General features: G+C 39.4%; 14 protein-coding genes. 10 read left to right on the top strand and 4 right to left on the bottom strand.

Translation table 11 applies throughout. The features are described from left to right. Window positions 1-138: 138 nt before the first annotated feature. Window positions 139-1545, bottom strand: a complete 1407-nt coding sequence (locus LC115_11045) for an aldehyde dehydrogenase (GenBank protein MCZ2357200.1) — start codon at window positions 1543-1545, stop codon at window positions 139-141. 309 nt (window positions 1546-1854) lie between these two features. Here LC115_11045 and LC115_11040 point away from each other — a divergent pair, with 309 nt between their 5' ends. The 5 genes from LC115_11040 (at window position 1855) to lhgO (ending at window position 8400) form a co-directional block, all read left to right on the top strand. Continuing rightward, complete coding sequence (locus LC115_11040) at window positions 1855-4665, top strand: T9SS type A sorting domain-containing protein (protein MCZ2357199.1); 2811 nt, start codon at window positions 1855-1857, stop codon at window positions 4663-4665. Between the two features lie 34 nt (window positions 4666-4699). Beyond that, a complete protein-coding gene (locus LC115_11035) occupies window positions 4700-5794 on the top strand; it encodes a T9SS type A sorting domain-containing protein (GenBank protein ID MCZ2357198.1) in 1095 nt (364 codons plus the stop codon). Window positions 5795-5943: 149 nt separating this feature from the next. After that, entirely contained in the window at window positions 5944-6531 is a 588-nt protein-coding gene (locus LC115_11030) for a hypothetical protein (protein MCZ2357197.1), read from the top strand. Continuing rightward, window positions 6528-7181: a GNAT family N-acetyltransferase gene (locus tag LC115_11025; GenBank protein ID MCZ2357196.1), complete on the top strand. Its 654-nt coding sequence runs from the start codon at window positions 6528-6530 to the stop codon at window positions 7179-7181. The genes LC115_11030 and LC115_11025 overlap by 4 nt, the downstream gene beginning before the upstream one ends. A 4-nt stretch (window positions 7182-7185) precedes the next feature. Next, window positions 7186-8400, top strand: coding sequence for an L-2-hydroxyglutarate oxidase (gene lhgO / locus LC115_11020; GenBank protein MCZ2357195.1), 1215 nt, complete (start codon window positions 7186-7188; stop codon window positions 8398-8400). Between the two features lie 49 nt (window positions 8401-8449). Here the strand turns inward: lhgO and cysQ are convergent, their stop codons facing one another. Both cysQ and LC115_11010 read right to left on the bottom strand, forming a co-directional pair. Continuing rightward, entirely contained in the window at window positions 8450-9253 is an 804-nt protein-coding gene (gene cysQ / locus LC115_11015) for a 3'(2'),5'-bisphosphate nucleotidase CysQ (GenBank protein MCZ2357194.1), read from the bottom strand. Window positions 9254-9259: 6 nt separating this feature from the next. After that, complete coding sequence (locus tag LC115_11010; protein ID MCZ2357193.1) at window positions 9260-11341, bottom strand: penicillin acylase family protein; 2082 nt, start codon at window positions 11339-11341, stop codon at window positions 9260-9262. A gap of 75 nt (window positions 11342-11416) precedes the next feature. Here LC115_11010 and smpB point away from each other — a divergent pair, with 75 nt between their 5' ends. The 3 genes from smpB to recG all read left to right on the top strand — a co-directional run bounded on the left by smpB (window position 11417) and on the right by recG (window position 14987). Continuing rightward, complete coding sequence (smpB, locus tag LC115_11005; GenBank protein MCZ2357192.1) at window positions 11417-11863, top strand: SsrA-binding protein SmpB; 447 nt, start codon at window positions 11417-11419, stop codon at window positions 11861-11863. Between the two features lie 30 nt (window positions 11864-11893). Beyond that, window positions 11894-12688 carry a class I SAM-dependent methyltransferase gene (locus LC115_11000; protein MCZ2357191.1) on the top strand — a complete coding sequence of 265 codons (795 nt, stop codon included), beginning with the start codon at window positions 11894-11896 and terminating at the stop codon, window positions 12686-12688. A 193-nt stretch (window positions 12689-12881) separates the two neighbouring features. Continuing rightward, window positions 12882-14987 (top strand): ATP-dependent DNA helicase RecG, encoded by a 2106-nt coding sequence (gene recG, locus LC115_10995; protein MCZ2357190.1) that lies wholly within the window; start codon window positions 12882-12884, stop codon window positions 14985-14987. Here recG and LC115_10990 read toward each other — a convergent pair. After that, entirely contained in the window at window positions 14979-15347 is a 369-nt protein-coding gene (locus tag LC115_10990; GenBank protein MCZ2357189.1) for a hypothetical protein, read from the bottom strand. The two genes, recG and LC115_10990, sit on opposite strands and share 9 nt — an antisense overlap. 339 nt (window positions 15348-15686) lie before the next feature. Between LC115_10990 and LC115_10985 the strand changes: the two genes are divergently transcribed. Both LC115_10985 and LC115_10980 read left to right on the top strand, forming a co-directional pair. Further along, window positions 15687-16133 carry a hypothetical protein gene (locus tag LC115_10985; GenBank protein MCZ2357188.1) on the top strand — a complete coding sequence of 149 codons (447 nt, stop codon included), beginning with the start codon at window positions 15687-15689 and terminating at the stop codon, window positions 16131-16133. Between the two features lie 19 nt (window positions 16134-16152). After that, window positions 16153-17961 (top strand): CHRD domain-containing protein, encoded by a 1809-nt coding sequence (locus tag LC115_10980; GenBank protein ID MCZ2357187.1) that lies wholly within the window; start codon window positions 16153-16155, stop codon window positions 17959-17961. The last annotated feature ends 56 nt before the right edge of the window (window positions 17962-18017 follow it).

Genomic DNA, 18017 nt, shown 5'->3' with positions numbered 1-18017 from the left:
CAAATATATGAATATAGATACATTTTGGTCTAATTAAAATATCATTATCGTATAACTTGTCTCGATCGTAGCCAGAGGAAGCCGTTACAAGTAAGTACTTATACAATTTGTTACGCTGATTAACAGGTAGTTAATGTACTAACCCATTAACCAGCGTAGGATTTTTAGTTTGTTTAGGTAGGGAGCGTATCTGGTTTTAATGTCTATTAAATTGGACTTACGTAAGATACTTCTGGGATATGTAAAAGAGTCAAAGCTTGCTTTTCCGTGATAAGCCCCCATACCGCTATTGCCAACGCCTCCAAAAGGAAGATCCGGCACTCCCAAATGAACCAATGTATCATTGACACATCCACCCCCAAAAGAAGTATTTGCTAAGATATATTTTTCTGTTTGTCTGTTGGTTGTAAACACATACAAAGCAAGTGGGCGCGGACGGCTGTTTACAAAAGCAACGGCTTCCGATAAGTTTTTGTATGTTAAGATAGGGAGTATCGGGCCAAATATTTCTTCTTGCATTACCGGTTTTTGGGTATCTACATCGGTGAGTAATGTGGGCGCAATAAATTTGCTTTCTGGATTTGTCTTTCCGCCGGCAGCTATTATACCATCATTCAAGAATGCAGTAAGACGGTTAAAGTGCCTTTCATTGATGATTCTGCCATAATCGGGGCTTTTTTCGGGGTCATCTCCAAAAAACTCCCGAATGGAGGATTTCAACAAATTAACTAATTCAGTTTTAATACTTTCATGCACTAATAGATAATCTGGAGCTACACAGGTTTGTCCGGCATTTACATATTTTCCCCAAACAATTCTTTGGGCTGCATATTTCAGATGCACTTCTTTATCTATTATGCAGGGGCTTTTCCCGCCTAATTCTAAGGTTATGGGAGTAAGGTGCTTTGCGGCTGCCAGCATTACTGACCGCCCGACCTCTGTGCTGCCGGTAAAAAATATGTAGTCCCATTTTTCTTCCAGTAATATGACGTTCGTTTGCACATCTCCTTCAAAGACAGCGATATATTCTGGGTTAAAATACTGTATTATTAGTTTGGTTATGAGGGCAGCAGTAGCCGGCGCGTGCTCGGAAGGTTTTAGGACTGCCGTATTTCCACCGGCGATAGCTCCAATAAGTGGAGCAATTAACAACTGGAACGGATAGTTCCACGGGCTTATGATAAGCGTGTTGCCGTAAGGCTCTCGAGAAACATATCCGGATGAAATAACTAACGTTAGCGGAATAGGCACCGATTCCGGCCGCACCCAATCTCGCAAATGCTGAATAGTGTGCTTGATCTCCTCAAGTATGTATCCCACTTCGGTAACATAAGCCTCCATAGGCGGCTTATGTAGATCTGAATATAAAGCATCAAAAATGGCTTGTTCATTTTCTTTTACCATTTTTTTCAAACATTGAAGCTGCTCTAACCGGAAATCAATAGATTTTGATTTTCCTGTTTGAAAAAAAATACGCTGAGATGCTAATACAGCGCGAACTTTTTCCTGCACCAACACAGAATCTTTTACCAATAATGTATCCATACTGCTATACCCAAAAACCTTACAAATATCGTTTTTTTACTAACTAAATCAGCATTAAGTTAGCTCTATGAAAAAATAACTATCCGCTTAAAAGTCCTAAATTAGCTATGTAGTGCTTCTGATTTGATAAATTAAAATAAGAAATGATGCACAAAAGCGTTTATAGTTTTTGGGCAACCTATCTGATAATAATACAGTATGCTTTAAGCTATTATAAAAGTTTTAAATTTTTTCTGTAATATTTTCCTAAAATGTAGCGAGTTTTGCATTCAATAACTATTTTTGCGCTTTATGCTAAGAAATATATTCATGATGCCACGAAGATTAACTATTGGATTGGTTGGCTGTATAGTAGTAGCTGCGCTCATCAGCATAGGATTTGTTCCGGGACCAAAGTTTGCACGCTTGCTTCCGGGTAAAAAAGAGCGTCCACACAAAACGCAGTCTATTTCATTTCATTGGTACGATATGGGCCCCAACAATATGGGAGGGCGCATCCGTGCATTAGCATTTGACAAAAACAACACTCTTTTTGCCGCAGCATCCGGCGGGGTATGGAAATCTTTTAATACCGGCTTAACATGGGAAAGAGTTTATGGCTTTAATGAAAATATGACGGCTACATCAATAGCCATAGATCCAACTACAAGCAAAATATATGTAGGAACTGGTGATATAGTATTTACAGATAAACTCTATCTTTTAGGGCCTACTGCAAATATCAACACAGTTCGTAATGGCTATTTGTCGTATGCAGGCCAACCTGGACGCGGAGTATATGTTTCTACCGACGGAGGAAATAATTTCAGCAACCAAAATGCAACATGGGATAATGCAAACTTCCCTTTTCCGCTTACCAATTTTGAAGTTGATACACCTTGGGTATCCACTCAAAAACTATTAGCATACAACGGTCGTGTGTGGGCTGCTACTATTCGCGGGTTATTTTATACTGATGATGACTTTCAAACTGTAACATTAGCCTCTTGCGAAGCAGACCCGATTTTCCAAGAGCGTAAGTTTATGGATGTTCAGCGTTTAGGAAATGGGAAAATATTGGCAGCTACTGATTCCAGTATTTATAGCTCCACAGATAATGGCGTTACATTTGTAAATATTACCAAAGAATTAAAGTTTAATAGTTTTGACCCGGATACGATAGTGGGAGGCACCCGGATTGCATTAGCAGTTGGTAACTTAAATCAAAACGCGGTGTTTGCTGCCGGCTATGGAAATGGTAAACTACGTGGTGTTTGGTATTCTTATGACGGGGGAGACACTTGGGCAAAAGTAGGTCCAAGTTCAGGAGGGGTATTTGACCCGCTTAACTCCACCGTGAGCGGTATCAGAAGTGAAGCCGGACGCTATGCATTTACATTAGTAGTTCATCCTGAATATAATGATGCGGTGTTTTTAGGCGGACAAAAGTGGTATTTATACGCTCCCCAAGACGGTTGGGTACAAGCTGCTTATGACCAGCCAGGCGCATATCAATACGGATACTATATGCCACACAATATTTTTACGGCTGCGGTTTCTCCTTATGATAACCAAATGTATATAGCTACCGAAAATGGCTTATTCAAATATTTGAAGAACCCTAACTCAGGTTCACCTAGCTTAGTATTAGCAAGCCGTGGCTTGAATGCCTCCTTACTATACAACGTTTCCATAGCCTCTAATGGGGATGTTTATGCTTCATCAAATGGATTTGGGATTATCAGTAAATTAGCTTCCAGTGGAGCTACACAAGATTTCAATGTGGTATATCCGTCAGTAGGCGGGTACGTTGCTGTATCAAAATTTGACCATTCAAAAATGCTACGCACCTTACCTTATGGAATCATTGAGCGTTCATTTAACAAAGGCCAAAGTTTTGAGCGGTTTTGGAACGTACAGGAGGCTACTCCTTTTGATACCGTAAATATTGTAAGCGGAACAGTAACAGAACCGGGAGATAAGGGGCCTTGGATTGGGCCACTAATCTTAGATGAGGTTGTGGTAAATTCAGTAGTAAAAGACAGCAATAATAAATACAATAATCCGTCTTACGTTTATTTTACTACGAATCGGAAGCTTTGGACAATCACCAATCCCTTTGGGAGCACCAATGAGCCGCCGGTTCCATACTTTACCAATACTTCTATTCCGTTAAATGCGAGTAACAATGACGAGCCTTCGGCTTTAGCTGTTAGTGGAGATACAAACCACGTTGTGTATGTGGGAATGCGCTCTGGACGAATTATTCGGGTGAAACGTGCGCATGACCCCGTAAATATGCAAGCCTCCTATTGTAAAGAAATAGAATCTGCCAATGGCGGCCAGTTACCGGATAGATGGATTTCAAGTATGCACGTAGATCCACATAATCCCAATGTTCTCTTTGTAACCTTTGCAGGCTATTCAACGACTGACCCACTTTCCTTAGATAACTTATGGGTTTCTCTGAATGCCCAAGATGATACGCCAACTTTTGAATCCATGCAAGGGACACTTTCTAATATACCAATTTATAGCGTTCAGGTGGATCCAAGCCCAGCCAAAGCCTTTATCGCCGTTGGAACAGAATGGGGTGTTTTTGCTGCTCCTTATGATTCAACTTATTCAGATGTAGCCAATACTTTCTGGGACGAAGCTAATGACGGAGCTATGGGTAGAGTACCCGTTTATGGATTTACCTATAAATCACATATTACCAAGACCTCCATCTTGCCATCCGGAAAATCTATCATTGATATTTATCCCGAACAAGAACTACGTAAATTAGTAGTAGCTACGCATGGTAGAGGTATGATGTATTCTGATATTACGGTAGCTAGGCTGGAGGAACTTGCCCTAAATGACCCCAAAAACAACCTGAATTTGAACCTGTATCCTAATCCGGCGCAAACTATTTCTCATATAGATTTTAATGTTCCGGCAAATACCCATCTTGACTTAACTGTTTATTCAATAGACGGACGAACTATTAAACCTACCCAAAACTTTGTATTGCAAACAGGTGAAAATACCCTTGAACTAAATACCCAAGGTATTCAAGCAGGGATATATTTATTAGACTTAAAATTCACCGGCGGCTTAAATTGTGCTAAGTCAATTCGCTGGGTCGTAAAACATTGAAATCTTTAGATAAAACATTTTTTTCAAATAAAATATGCGTTCATTTATTTTTAGTTTAGCCATTGGCTTCTTGATACTACCCAGTTTTTCGATAGCTCAATTTGAGTTACAGCAGAAGTCTGTAGAGTATGGTGCTGTTCGGTCATTAAAGCCGGCAAAGACTCAGATTCCTTGGGGAGATTCTACTGTGATAGACACTATTTACAAACTTTGTGGGGAAACCTTACCTACAAGTGTTTTAACTTGGGGAGCTGGTACAGGCACTGCTGGTTGTATAGCCGGTACAAGCCCCGGGAGATTACGTACTTCAACAAACAGCTATTATGTTGGCGAAGTAGGCCAGCGATTTGATATTTCTGCAAATGCAAAGGTATTAGGCACTTTTGCCGCTATTCTTGGGCCGGGCTTTCAGGTAGGAACCAAAATTAACGGTTCAGATGCAGATTCTTTCCGCCTACGGCTCTATACTTTTACCAACCGCCCCGGCAATCTCATCGCTACCAAATACTATACTATTGACGACTTAGGCGACTTTGCAGCTCAAGACCCAAGTCCATTTAATACTTACTTGGCGTTTGATAGCGCAGTTACAGTAGGCACACGTTTCTTCATGTCATTTGAAGTACAAACCCCAACTTCTGACGATATTGTTGCCTTGTATCATACAGATTCAAGTTGCGGCACAATGTCAAAATATTTTTACTGGGGCGTTATAGATTCTGCCACAAACCTACCTCCGGCTTCTCCTTCTATGCGTTGGAATAATGTAGATAATATATTTCAGGGAGGGTTACTTGCAGATTTATACATTTTACCGGTTGTAGCTGACACAGGCAGCACTGTGGGTATAAATAACCCTATTTCTATGGCAAACCTAAAGATATTAGGTACTTTTCCTAACCCTGCTTGTGAACAAGCCGTATTACGCTATGAAATGGCAAAAGCAATGCCCGTTACTGTCAGCATTATGAATGCAACAGGACAAGTTGTATATCAAGTTCATCAGGATTCCGTTGCCGGAATGCAAGAACTAAGGCTGCCGGTATCTGACTGGGCTAACGGAACTTATTTTGCCGCATTTTTTACCCCCGAAGGCAGAATCGCTACCAATATTATTGTATCACATTGATAATATAAAATTATTATCAATGTTTTTTATCTTTTTACATAAATGGATGCAAAACTTTTGCATCCATTTATGTTTTGATGTTTATAGAAAGAATTAAAAAACTTAACCTAAAAAACACTAAATTCGCAACCAAAAGCAGAGAAATACAGATGGAAAAGGATTTTGTAGATACTGACCGTGCTATTATTTCAAAATTTAATGAAATTGTAAGATCGTATGACGGACGCAATGGAAAAGCGGTAAAAAAACAACTTAATCAACTTATCGCAAGAGACCCTAACTTTCTGGAATGCTACTTGTTTTTATCCAAAATAGCTTCTGACGAAGGGGATTCTTATGAAGCAGAAATGATGATTAATTATGCCTTTGATATTGCTATTAACCTTATTTGCGACGACGAAGGCACTTGGCCGGCTTCCCTAAAATACAACATTGAAAAAAACCGGCATATCATTCATACAATACAAAAGAAAGCAATATCTCTCTGGCAAAAAAATGAATATTACAGTGCCTTAGATTTGCTAAGACACCTTTTACGCTGCGACCCCGAAGACGGTGCCTCTACCCGCTTCTATATGTTAGCACTACTGATGAAAATAAACTACCCAAACTTTGAAGAACAATTTAACAAACAAGGGTTTCACGGCGTAAACCTATACCAATGGTTTGACGAAAACTATAAAAACTACATCAAAGAATTTAAACTTTGGGAAAGTTGTGTTCGCAATCGTGAATGAGTTCAGATTATACCTTTAGACAGGCTACTCCGGCAGATATACCTTTTTTGGTTATTTGTGTTTTGCAGGCCGAAAGAGTTAATACTGCTTCTACCTATCAGCAAATATTTTCACTATCATTATCGGAAACCCAAAAACTCATTCAAACTATTTTTGAAGAGGATTGTAGTGAACAAGAAATTTGCGCAAGTCAGTTTTTGGTTATAGAATATGCCGGAAAGTTGATCGGCGGATGTTCCGCTTGGATAGAGCCTACGGATTTATCATCAGCCCACTTAAAAGCCCAACTACTCGCTTTTTCTATAGGTAACGAAAAGTTCCAAGAGGCTATTCCGGTACTAAAATTATTTACATATTGCCAAATACCCAGAACCCCCGGAAGCCTGCAATTAGAGTCATTTTATATTGATCCAAATTTCCGTGGGCAAAATATAATTCAGAAACTTATTGAAAATCAAATAGCCATTTTTACTAATCAATCTTGTAATACAGCAGAAATTCAACTTACGAATAATAATATTCGGGCTTTAAAAGCCTATCAAAAGTGCGGCTTTACGCAAGATTTTGAGAGCAAAACAGATGATAGGCTAATTCCCTACTTAGGAGCAAACGGGAAGATTCGCCTTACCCAAAAACTAAATACAGTGTAAATTTATGGCAAAGAAGGCTGATATTGTGGTAGTTGGCGGCGGAGCTGTTGGCCTTTCAACAGCGTGGAAACTTGCTTCAGCAAACCAAAATTTAAAAATAATCCTACTTGAAAAAGAAAAATATCCTGCATTTCACCAAACAGGGCATAATTCTGGAGTGATTCATTCCGGGTTATATTACAAACCCAAATCACTGAAAGCTACATTATGTTTTCAAGGGAGAGAAGAAATAACCGAATTTGCCCGCCAGCATAATGTTAAGCATGATATTTGTGGAAAAATTGTTGTTGCAACCGAAGAATCTGAACTTGATAGGCTTCGCAAAATCACTCAAACCGGCCACGAAAACGGCCTTAAATCCATAGAAATCATTGACGCTAAGCAAATTCAGAAAATAGAGCCATTTTGTACCGGTCTTCAAGGTATCTGGGTGCCTTATACCGGAATTATTGATTTTCCGGGAGTTTGCAACACATTAAGCAACTTACTGGTGGAAATTAACCCACAAAATGCCGTTCTTTTTCAGCAATATGTTGTAAATATTACCGAAAAAAATACAGAAGTAATTGTAAAAACAACTACTGATGAATATTCAGCGGCACACGTTATTGTTTGTGGTGGGCTGCATAGCGACCGATTAGCTCGTTTACAAGGCTTAAAGCCGAAAGCCCAGATAGTTGGCTTCCGCGGTGATTATTATGAACTTACGAAACAAGGAACCCATAAAGTCAAAAACTTAATTTATCCTGTTCCCAATCCAGCTTTTCCGTTTTTGGGGGTTCATTTTACCCGAATGGTATCCGGAGAAATAGAATGCGGCCCCAATGCGGTATTTACGTTTAAGCGAGAGGGATACCAAAAAACCGATTTCTCCCTAAAAGACACTTGGGAGGCTTTATCTTTTGCCGGAACATGGCAATTATTTAGAAAACACTGGCGTTTTGGTATAGATGAATATCACAGGTCATTTTCTAAGCAGTTGTTTTTAAGTCAATTACAACGGCTGATTCCGGCACTTAATGCGGGGGACATCACGCCCGGGCGCGCAGGGGTGCGCGCAATGGCACTAAACCCGGATGGAACTATGGTTGATGACTTTCTTTTTGAGACTACGCAGCGCACTATCCACGTGTTGAACGCGCCTTCGCCGGCAGCTACAGCCTGCCTCGCTATCGGCGGATATATCCAACAATTAGCAGCCCAAAAGTTTGACCTCTAAGGGCTCTTACTTTTGGGAAAACTGCCAATCAAATAATACTCTCTAAGATTTAACTAACTAAAAACCAAGGATTCAGTAGGTTTTCCTTGTTATAGTTTAGTGGTTTTTGGAACTCAGGATATTGCGTTACAGGCTTTCCGGCTGCTCTGGCGATAGCATCACCGGCAGCAGTATCCCATTCCATAGTGGGGGCAAAACGCGGATATGTATCTGCACTTCCCTCTGCAACTAAGCAGATTTTTAGAGAACTCCCGGAAGAAACACAATTTAGATTGGGATGTATTTTCCGCTGAACACTGATATAGTCTTCGGTTTCGGGAGTGTTATGAGAACGGCTGGCAACAACTGTAAATGGTCGCTCTGAATTTAACTGAGGTAATTTTATCCCTTCTTGCTGAATAGAAGCCCAAGTTGGAAAGAAAGTAGTATCTGTTATTTTTTGCTTAAATGAGCCAACTCCCACATAACCAACGTATAGATTTTGTAGTGCTGGAGCATAAATAACTCCGAAAATGGGCTCACCTTGGCGAATCAAAGCTATATTTACGGTAAATTCTCCATTCCGTTTGATAAACTCCTTAGTTCCATCTAAGGGGTCAATAAGCCAGAAAAGATCCCACGAAGCACGCTCAGCATACGGAATAGATTTACCTTCTTCGCTTAAAAACTTGATACCATCTTGTGGTAAGATGTTTTCTATAATTGTGTGTGCTTTCTTGTCAGCAATAGTTAACGGTGTTTTGTCTTCTTTGCTTTCAACGGCGAAGTCAGATTGATAAACCTCCATGATAGCATTTCCGGCTTTTATTCCGGCTTCTATGGCTTTATCAAACCATAATGGCAAAATATTCATAATAAGTTATTTAGGTTGGTATATTTTAGTAGCCTTTTGAAAGATTTCGTCTTTATCAAAGGTCATTTTTTTGGTTTGTTGGGAAATAAAGAGTTCCATTTGGTCTGTATAATGTGGGCTTTCGGGTCTGGCAGATGCTCCGTAGGCATTTACAGTTTCGAGGTAAACTTGCCCATTTTGGAATCGTACTAATTGTATGTAAGAGTCCCCTGCAATAGCCTTAAAGTGTCCGTTTTTCAAATCTTGGGACATGATTGCGGCGACAACATCCGGCAGCCCGCCTAATGGAAGGCTTCGTTTTCCTCGAATATGACGCTGTACTTGCCCAAGGGTTACATCTAAGGTCCCGTAATATTTCATCAGAAGGGCCTGTGCTTCCCGTAAACATTTGATAAACAGCTCTTCATTTATCGGCAAGCCAACTTCTAACTGGTATGACCCGCCTCGAATAGCCTGAAAAAAACGGTTGATAGCAATCATGGCTAAGGCGGCTGTTTTGTTTTCGGCAGAGCAGTTTAAATCCCAATTACGCAACTTTTGCAGTGCTTCCGATACATCAGGATATTTTTGGGGTGAAGCAGAAAATAACTTTTGAATAGACTCATAAAATGGGCCAAACTTAGGGAAGGTTCTGTCATATTTGATTTTTTTAAAATCTTCCCAAGAGATGTTCGGTTTCTCCCCAAAGAGCTGGGACAGTCTTCGGGAACGGTTGTTGTCATCAACTTGCAGGCTGAAGGTGGAGTCAAAGTCAGCAGGTTTTAGGTTTTCTTCGGGGCAAGTTGCGTTAAATGGAGTGTTGTTGGTGTTAAAGAGGAAGCCGCAAGATGGGTTGATGATTCGGGGCATTTTTTCAAGTGGTTGAATATCAGTCCATCGTGTTTCGGAGGTGTTACCGGGTAGCACACCCGCCCAATGATAGCCCGGCTTCCTTTTGGGTAGCTGAGCCATGTGTAAGTACATGATATTATCGGCTTTATCAGCATAAACCAAGTTAAAGAGTGGCGCAGCGTGATAGTTTAAGGCTTGCAAAAAATCGGCTAAGTTTTGAGATTTATTCATACGATACCACTGTTCGGCGGTTCTAACCTCTTCACTGGCGCAAATCCGAGTAGCGTAAGCTCCCTGTTTGGTTTGGAGAGCAGGGCCATATTCCGTAAATAAAAAATTCTTAGGAATACTTAACACAAAGGGGCCGATTTTTACCTTCAATTTTTTTTTAATGACCTCAAAATTTTGCCAATTGCCATCGTACTTATATTGCCATTTATTGTTGGGGTTAATGTCAAGTTTGTAGTAATCAACAAGATCTGGCCAGTTAAAGGTGTGTGCCCAAGATAGATTTGGGGTTGTGCCATGAAAGATGGTAACCCCGCCGGGGAAAACTCCGCCGATAATATTCCAACCTTCTTCGCTGTGCAGGTGAGCTTCATACCAAGCAAAACGTCCTTCTAACGGCTGGTGAGAGTTTACGTTCATAAATACGCTGCCGTCTGTGGTTTTATGGGAGTTTGCTGCAAAAGCATTTGAGCCGCCTCCGATAAAAAAACCATGCCGAAAAGTATCAATACGTCCTTCCATAATCGCTTGAACTACAAAAGGCAGCTGTGAAAAGAGGCTTATTGTAAACGTATAACCCCGAACAATATCTTCACCCGTTACCGGAAATAATTTTTTTACGGTAACTTCTTTAGGATGTGTGTTGGCATATCGGTTAATTCCGGCTGCGTAGGCATCTAAAACAAGTTTAAAATCAGGTGAAATCTGTTGGGAATATTTTTCTTTAACGTTTTTTTCAACACCGGTGTAATGAAAAAGAAAATCCATGATAGCACCTTCTTTGCCTAAGATTTTTCCTAACTGTCCTTTTGCGCTCGCTAAGGCTTCCTGAACTGATTTGAAATCATCTTCGGATTGCACCCACGCCAAACCATAGGCTACGCTTGCATCCGTCTTTCCGTAAATATGCGGAACGCCAAATGAATCCCGAACAATAGTTATTTCTTTAGGTGAAAAGTTTAGACTTTGCCCAAAACTATTTATCCCTAAAAAGAAACAAATAGCAAGAAGTTCAAAAAAGCGTTGCATTGCAGCAAATATACAGATGTTTAAACATTTAATCGGCCAAATTCATGTATTTTTGCTTGCCAGAAATTTTGGTGAATGACCCCTACAATTGTCAATAGACGTGCTATCTACGATTATCATTTTTTAGAGCGATTTAGTGCCGGAATGATACTTAAAGGCACAGAAATCAAGTCTTTACGGTTAGGAAAAGCACAGCTAATAGACGCTTTTTGTATGTTTATTGGAAATGAACTTTATGTGCGTGGAATGGAAATCGCACCCTATACTCAAGGGACTTACAATAATGTGCCCGCTAAAAGAGATAGAAAACTACTGCTAAGTAAAAAAGAATTAAGCCGGTTGCTATCTAAAATGGCCGAAAAAGGCTTAACTATAATCCCCACCAAAATATTTTTCTCTGATAGAGGTTTTGCAAAAATCGAAATAGCCTTAGCCAAAGGTAAAAAAGACTATGATAAACGTTCTACCATCAAAGAACGGGAGCAAAAAAGAGAAATTGACCGACATTCAGACCCGCACTAAAATCATCTACATAAAAGCTATTTTCTGCTTATGTCTTTTACATTTCATACGAATTTTGAATTATATTACAATCATCAACGGACTAATACGCAGCAATATGTAATTCCCTTTATTGAACAAACGGGGGCGATAAAGCAGGGAATGCGGGTTTTAGAAATCGGCTGTGCAGAAGGCGGCGTTATTCGTGCGTTTGTAGATTTAGGCTGCACAGGAACCGGAATAGAGTTAGTTACAGAGAGAGCAGAGAGAGCCAAACAATTTAACCAAGAAATAATTACTGCCGGAAAACTCAATATCTTAACCCAAAATATCTATGATGTAAACCCGCAACAAGATTTTCCCGATGGCTTTGACCTGATTGTGTTAAAAGACGTTATAGAGCATATCCCTGACCAGCAGAGATTTATGCAGGTTCTTAAAGGATTTTTGCGCCCAAAGGGTCGTATCTTTTTGGGTTTCCCACCTTGGTATATGCCTTTTGGCGGGCATCAGCAAATATGTCATCATAAATTATTAAGCAAAATGCCTTGGATTCACTTATTCCCGCAGTTTTTATACAAAAAAATATTAAAAATCGCCGGAGAATCCCAAGAGGGTATCCAAGAACTTTTAGAAATTCAGGAAACAGGTATATCCATAGAAAGGTTTGAAAAAATTTGTGATCAGGAAAACTATCATATCTTGAGCCGTAAACTGTTTTTTATTAATCCAATATATGCCTTGAAATTTAATTTAAGCCCCAAAGAACTCCCTTCTTTTTTTTCTAAAATTCCTTTTTTTAGAAATTTTGTAACTACAACGGCTTATTTTGTTGTTTCCCCTTAGCGGTAGAGTAAAAAAAGAACTAACCTTACGATTAAAGAAAACCATGATACCTTGATTGTAATCACGCTCACCAACGAAGTTATAGCTTTTATACGTTGAAATCACAATCGTGTTTTTCATTCAAAACAAAGTAACTTTGCTTACTTTAAATTAACGTATCCTCTAAATTATCGGCCTTTCTGGCAGCAAGCTTGTGAATCAGCAATTATTTTGGCAGCAATCTTTAGCATACTTAAAAGGCATTGGTCCTAAGCGGGCAGCAATTTTAGCAGCCCAATTATCTTTGAATAACTTTGAAGACTTGCTATACTTTTTTCCCAGAAAATACATAGACAGAACCAAACTAACCCGAATTGCGGATATTTCTCCGGAACAAGATACCGTTTCTCTCTTAGGTACTTTATCCGGGTTTGATATTGCCAAAACAAAAACCGGAACAAGGCTACTTTGCCGGTTATCTGACGCAAGCGGATCTATTGAACTAATTTGGTTTCAGGGAGTTAACTACATATCTACCAAGTTTAAACCCGGCTTGGAGGTATTGATTTTTGGTAAAGCAAGCCAAACGAATCATGGATTTCAGATAGCGCATCCCGAAATAGAAGATATAAGTAAGGTAGAATCCATAGCTGATAAATTGGTTATTTTATCATATTATCCCGGAACGGAATATTTAAAGCGCTCAGGAGTTGATTCTAAAACTTTTCGGAGTTGGATTCAACAATTGTTGTCTATCGCAGGGAACTACATCGTGGAATGGCTTCCGGAATATCTGCAAAAAAAGCATGATTTAATTCCATTAAACGAGGCAATTACGCAGATTCATTTTCCGGTATCTTGGGAAGCGCAACGAGCAGCAGCCACCCGAATCAAATTTGATGAATTTTTTCTATTTCAACTGCATTTGGCATTGCAACGTGCAGAATCAAATGCAAAACGTACAGCCGTAGTTTTTCCGGTAGTAGGAAATTATTTTTTGACATTTTACCATCAATATTTACCTTTTGAACTAACGAATGCCCAAAAACGGGTAATCAGGGAAATTCGTCAAGACGTTGCCAAACCACTGCAAATGAATCGTTTAATACAGGGAGATGTCGGAAGCGGAAAAACAATTGTTGCCTTATTTACCATGTTAATGGCCTTAGACAATGGTTTTCAAGGTGCGATGATAGCTCCTACTGAAATTCTGGCTGAGCAGCATTACCGTACTTGGTGCCGTCTGTTAGAGCCTATGCAGATTAGAATAGCTCTACTAACGGGTTCTACACCCAAAAAGCAACGCCAGATAATTTTAGATGCTTTACAAAGAGGTGAACTCCAAATTCTGATAGGAACCCATGCCCTAATTGAGCCGCCAGTAAAGTTTTTTCGGCTTGGCCTAACAATCATTGATGAGCAGCATAAATTTGGGGTGTTGCAGCGAGGTGCATTCTGGCAAAAAGCACAGACTCTGCCCCACCATTTAGCGATGACAGCTACCCCAATCCCCAGAACCTTAGCTATGACCCTCTATGGAGATATTGATATTTCAGCAATTAATGAACTTCCACCAGGGCGTAAACCCATAATTACCAAACTATTATCAGAATCACAACGCTTACAACTCTTTGGCTTAATCCGTCAGGAAATTAATAAAGGCCATCAAGTTTATATCGTTTATCCGCTGATTGAAGAGAACCAGAAGTTGGATTTGTTAGCCGCAGAGCAAGGGTTAGTAGCCATCAAGCGTGCTTTTGCCGGAATCCCTATTGGCTTTGTGCATGGAAAACTTCCGGCAGATGTAAAAGAAACAGAAATGAAGCAGTTTTTAAAAAAAGAAACTAAAATTTTAATATCCACGACTGTTATTGAGGTGGGAGTAGATGTTCCCAACGCTACTGCAATCGTTATAGAGCATGCTGAACGGTTTGGTTTATCTCAACTGCACCAGCTACGTGGCCGGGTAGGAAGAAGTGCTAATCAGTCTTATTGTATCTTGATGACCCCGGATAGAATTTCTTCTGAAGCTAAAAAACGGTTAGAGGTGGTCGTTCAAACCCAAGATGGCTTTGAAATAGCCGAATATGACTTGAAATTCAGAGGACCGGGGGATTTTCTCGGGGTGCGCCAAAGTGGAATCCCTGAATTTAAAATGGGAAACTTAGTTAATGACCAACCAATTTTGACAAAAGCGCGCTGGGCTGCCTTTGAATTATTAAAACAAGACCCCAACTTAAAACAACCAGAAAACCAAATTATAGCTGCTAAAATCACCGAATATCGTCAAGAACTTGCCTCCAAAACGCTATTAGCTTGATTGTTGCTGCTTGATAATAATCCCCTTAGGAACAATTTGTAGATGTATTGTGTGCCTATCCATATCTCGGTGATACAGCGTAACAATGCACTCATTGTTATTCAACCAATCCACTAAGCAAGTATTCTTGTTGATTTCCGTTTGCTCTATCTCAACCCACAGAGAATCTTGGCGGGTTTGTGTTTGAACCCGAATTGAAACAGAAAGCGGACTGAAATAGCTGTTTTTTTCCCCAGATATTATTACTTGATTTTTTTCATTAGGGGATGTGGAAGCAATCTCTCCGGCCTTTTCCTTGCGGGTACAAGCAGCACAAATAATTAAAATTCCAATAAAGATAAAAAGTCTATGTATGGTCATTAAAATCAGATTTTGGGCAATATAGAAATTTTAAGAATATCTGAATATTATTTCTCAATCATCGGGAATAATAAAACTACGCTTAGACTTGTATAGTATTCGGATAAATAATTGATATTCAATCAATGAAGAAAATAATTCTGATGTAAAATGTAGATAAATTACATTTAATCTCAATATAAGCCTATAAAAAGTTTCTGCGCACTCTTTTTGATACCGATTTTTAATTATTTTTGTTCCCTAAGTGAAGTGTTTTTACTTGTGATTACTGAATAAACAAGAAAAAACACTTCACTTTCTTATCGTAATATTGTAAATTATAGATTCATCTTTATTTTTATGTCTAGTTCGATTGATAAACTGAAGCAAAAGTATGAAGCCTCCCGCAAGTATATGCTTACGCATGTGGAGTTCACCATGATTTTAATGTCTTATCCGGCAATACTTGTTTCTGCTGCGGATAACCGAGTAAGTATTCTTGAATACATTTTGGTGAATGATACCGCTATCCAGCAGGTAAAAAACTATGTTAATTCAGATATAAATACCAAAGATTTAGAAGCTTTCTTCTTACGGGAAATAGATTTTTTGGTAGAAAATATTCATGATTGGGAAGACCAAATGCTTCAAGGAGTTAAGAAATTGATAGAAACGGTTCCAGCTTTTGCAAAACCAATTCAAGAACTAATGCAAAAAACAGCTGATGTACATCATGGTACAAGCGATTTGGAAAAACGTAAAATAGAAGCAATCTGTAATACATTAGGCCTCCCGCTGATAAATTAAAAAGTAATATTGATTTTTTATGAGAATTATTGCAGTTATTTTAGGGTTAATTTTTGGGCTGGGTTGGAGTACCCAAAGTTATGCTGTTGATAAGATTACGTTATCTGCAAAGATAGACGGCCAAAGTCAAGTTCCGGCAAATTCTTCCTTAGCAAAGGGAGTAGGCTATATTGCGGTATCAGAAGATATGAGTTCAATTCGGATTCGTCTAACTGCCGGTGGCTTATCAAGTAACATTACCAGTATTGATATACGCGAAGGAGCAGCCGGTATTAATGGAGCCGTCTTAATAACACTATCTTCCCGAAAAACACAAGATACCGTTATTGTGGTGAACAAAGCGATGCTCGGAAAACTATTATCCGGTAACGCATACTTTAATGTACATACTACCAATAACCCCAATGGGGAAATTAGAGGCCAAATTTATGTTGAGCAAGACTATATCTTTACCGCAGAACTAAGCGGAGCTAAACAGATGCCGCCCGTAACAACAAACGCAAAAGGAGTAGCAATAATATTGATACCCAGAGCATTAAACAAAGTCTATATTTGGGCGACCACTTCTGGCTTAACTGGCACAATTACCTCTTGCCACCTACATAAAGCTCCAGATGGCCAAAGTGGCGGAGTGATTTTAGACTTAACAGCCATAAAGTCAGAACGTCATATTTTTGGAAACGTAGCTATTGTTCCAACTATCACCTTAGCAGATTTAATCGCCGGTAATATCTACCTCAATATTCACACCGCCGCCAACTCTTCCGGAGAGATTCGGGGTAATTTTAACTGGATAAAAGGGCTACATTTTGATACGTTTATGAACGGAGCAAGTGTAATGCCCGCTGCTACTACTGATGCTGTTGGCCTAACTACCCTCTGGACTAGCCCAAATTTAGATACATTATATTACAGAATGTTGGCAGTAGGAGATAAACTAACCAGCGAAATAACCAGCGCACGTATCTGCAACGGAATTGTAGGTTCAAATGGCACAACCGTCCATAGCATGAACACAAACACAATCGGAGACGTTTCAGGATTCTGGAAAGCCTCTGATGCAGCACCATTCGACTTAACTAACCTACAAAAATTCCTGAAAAACGAAATGTATGTACAGGTAAATACCACCTTAAATGCCAGTGGCGAAATTAGAGGCCAATGCAGACCAAATGCCAGAAATGGATATTTAATTAACATAGATGCTCAACAAGCCGGCTCAACCACAACAGGATCAGGAACAGGTATTGCATCTATCAACCGTTACGAAAACCATCTAACATACCTAATTGCAATAGAAGGCTTAACAGCAAGCATCCAAAGTGCTCATTTTCACAATGCTGCACGTGGTTCAAGCGGCACCTCTGTCTATGACATCACCAATAGTTTTGGCCAAATAGATACTTATGATTTAGCAGCAGGGGCATGGAACAGTACCGACGCAGTTCCTTTTACACCAGCTCAGCTATTAAACCTAAAAAATGGAAACCTATACGTAGATGTTCATACACAAGCAAACCCTAACGGTGAATTAAGAGGCCAAGTGGATTCTCCGGTTATTCAAACCGGTATTGAAGAACTAAAATTAGCTTCACTGCTTTCTGTATATCCTAACCCATGCTCCAATCTTCTAAACTTTAATATCGAAAATGACTTTGATAACTATCAAGTTACTATCAAAACAATTCAAGGAGCTACTGTTTTGGATGAAAATCGCCCCCTTAGCGGTACATTAGATATTCATAATCTACCTGCCGGAATGCTAATTCTGAATATCTTAGATAAAAACGGAAACTTGGTATATGTTTCTAAGTTAGTAAAATTGTAATTAACTGATGTTACGCAAGGATATCATTAATTTAGCTGTATGAATGTTGAAAACAT

Source organism: Bacteroidia bacterium (assembly GCA_026932145.1).
Classification (GTDB): Bacteria; Bacteroidota; Bacteroidia; order J057; family JAIXKT01; genus JAIXKT01.
The sequence above is the reverse complement of the archived record's forward strand: the minus strand, read 5'-3'. Positions and strand labels throughout refer to the sequence as shown.

Excerpts from the sequence above, each read along its gene's own strand:
- LC115_11045 (MCZ2357200.1), bottom strand. The coding sequence starts at position 1,545 with ATGGATACATTATTGGTAAAAGATTCTGTGTTGGTGCAGGAAAAAGTT.
- LC115_11040 (MCZ2357199.1), top strand. The coding sequence starts at position 1,855 with ATGATGCCACGAAGATTAACTATTGGATTGGTTGGCTGTATAGTAGTA.
- LC115_11035 (MCZ2357198.1), top strand. The coding sequence starts at position 4,700 with ATGCGTTCATTTATTTTTAGTTTAGCCATTGGCTTCTTGATACTACCC.
- LC115_11030 (MCZ2357197.1), top strand. The coding sequence starts at position 5,944 with ATGGAAAAGGATTTTGTAGATACTGACCGTGCTATTATTTCAAAATTT.
- LC115_11025 (MCZ2357196.1), top strand. The coding sequence starts at position 6,528 with ATGAGTTCAGATTATACCTTTAGACAGGCTACTCCGGCAGATATACCT.
- lhgO (MCZ2357195.1), top strand. The coding sequence starts at position 7,186 with ATGGCAAAGAAGGCTGATATTGTGGTAGTTGGCGGCGGAGCTGTTGGC.
- cysQ (MCZ2357194.1), bottom strand. The coding sequence starts at position 9,253 with ATGAATATTTTGCCATTATGGTTTGATAAAGCCATAGAAGCCGGAATA.
- LC115_11010 (MCZ2357193.1), bottom strand. The coding sequence starts at position 11,341 with ATGCAACGCTTTTTTGAACTTCTTGCTATTTGTTTCTTTTTAGGGATA.
- smpB (MCZ2357192.1), top strand. The coding sequence starts at position 11,417 with ATGACCCCTACAATTGTCAATAGACGTGCTATCTACGATTATCATTTT.
- LC115_11000 (MCZ2357191.1), top strand. The coding sequence starts at position 11,894 with ATGTCTTTTACATTTCATACGAATTTTGAATTATATTACAATCATCAA.
- LC115_10990 (MCZ2357189.1), bottom strand. The coding sequence starts at position 15,347 with ATGACCATACATAGACTTTTTATCTTTATTGGAATTTTAATTATTTGT.
- LC115_10985 (MCZ2357188.1), top strand. The coding sequence starts at position 15,687 with ATGTCTAGTTCGATTGATAAACTGAAGCAAAAGTATGAAGCCTCCCGC.
- LC115_10980 (MCZ2357187.1), top strand. The coding sequence starts at position 16,153 with ATGAGAATTATTGCAGTTATTTTAGGGTTAATTTTTGGGCTGGGTTGG.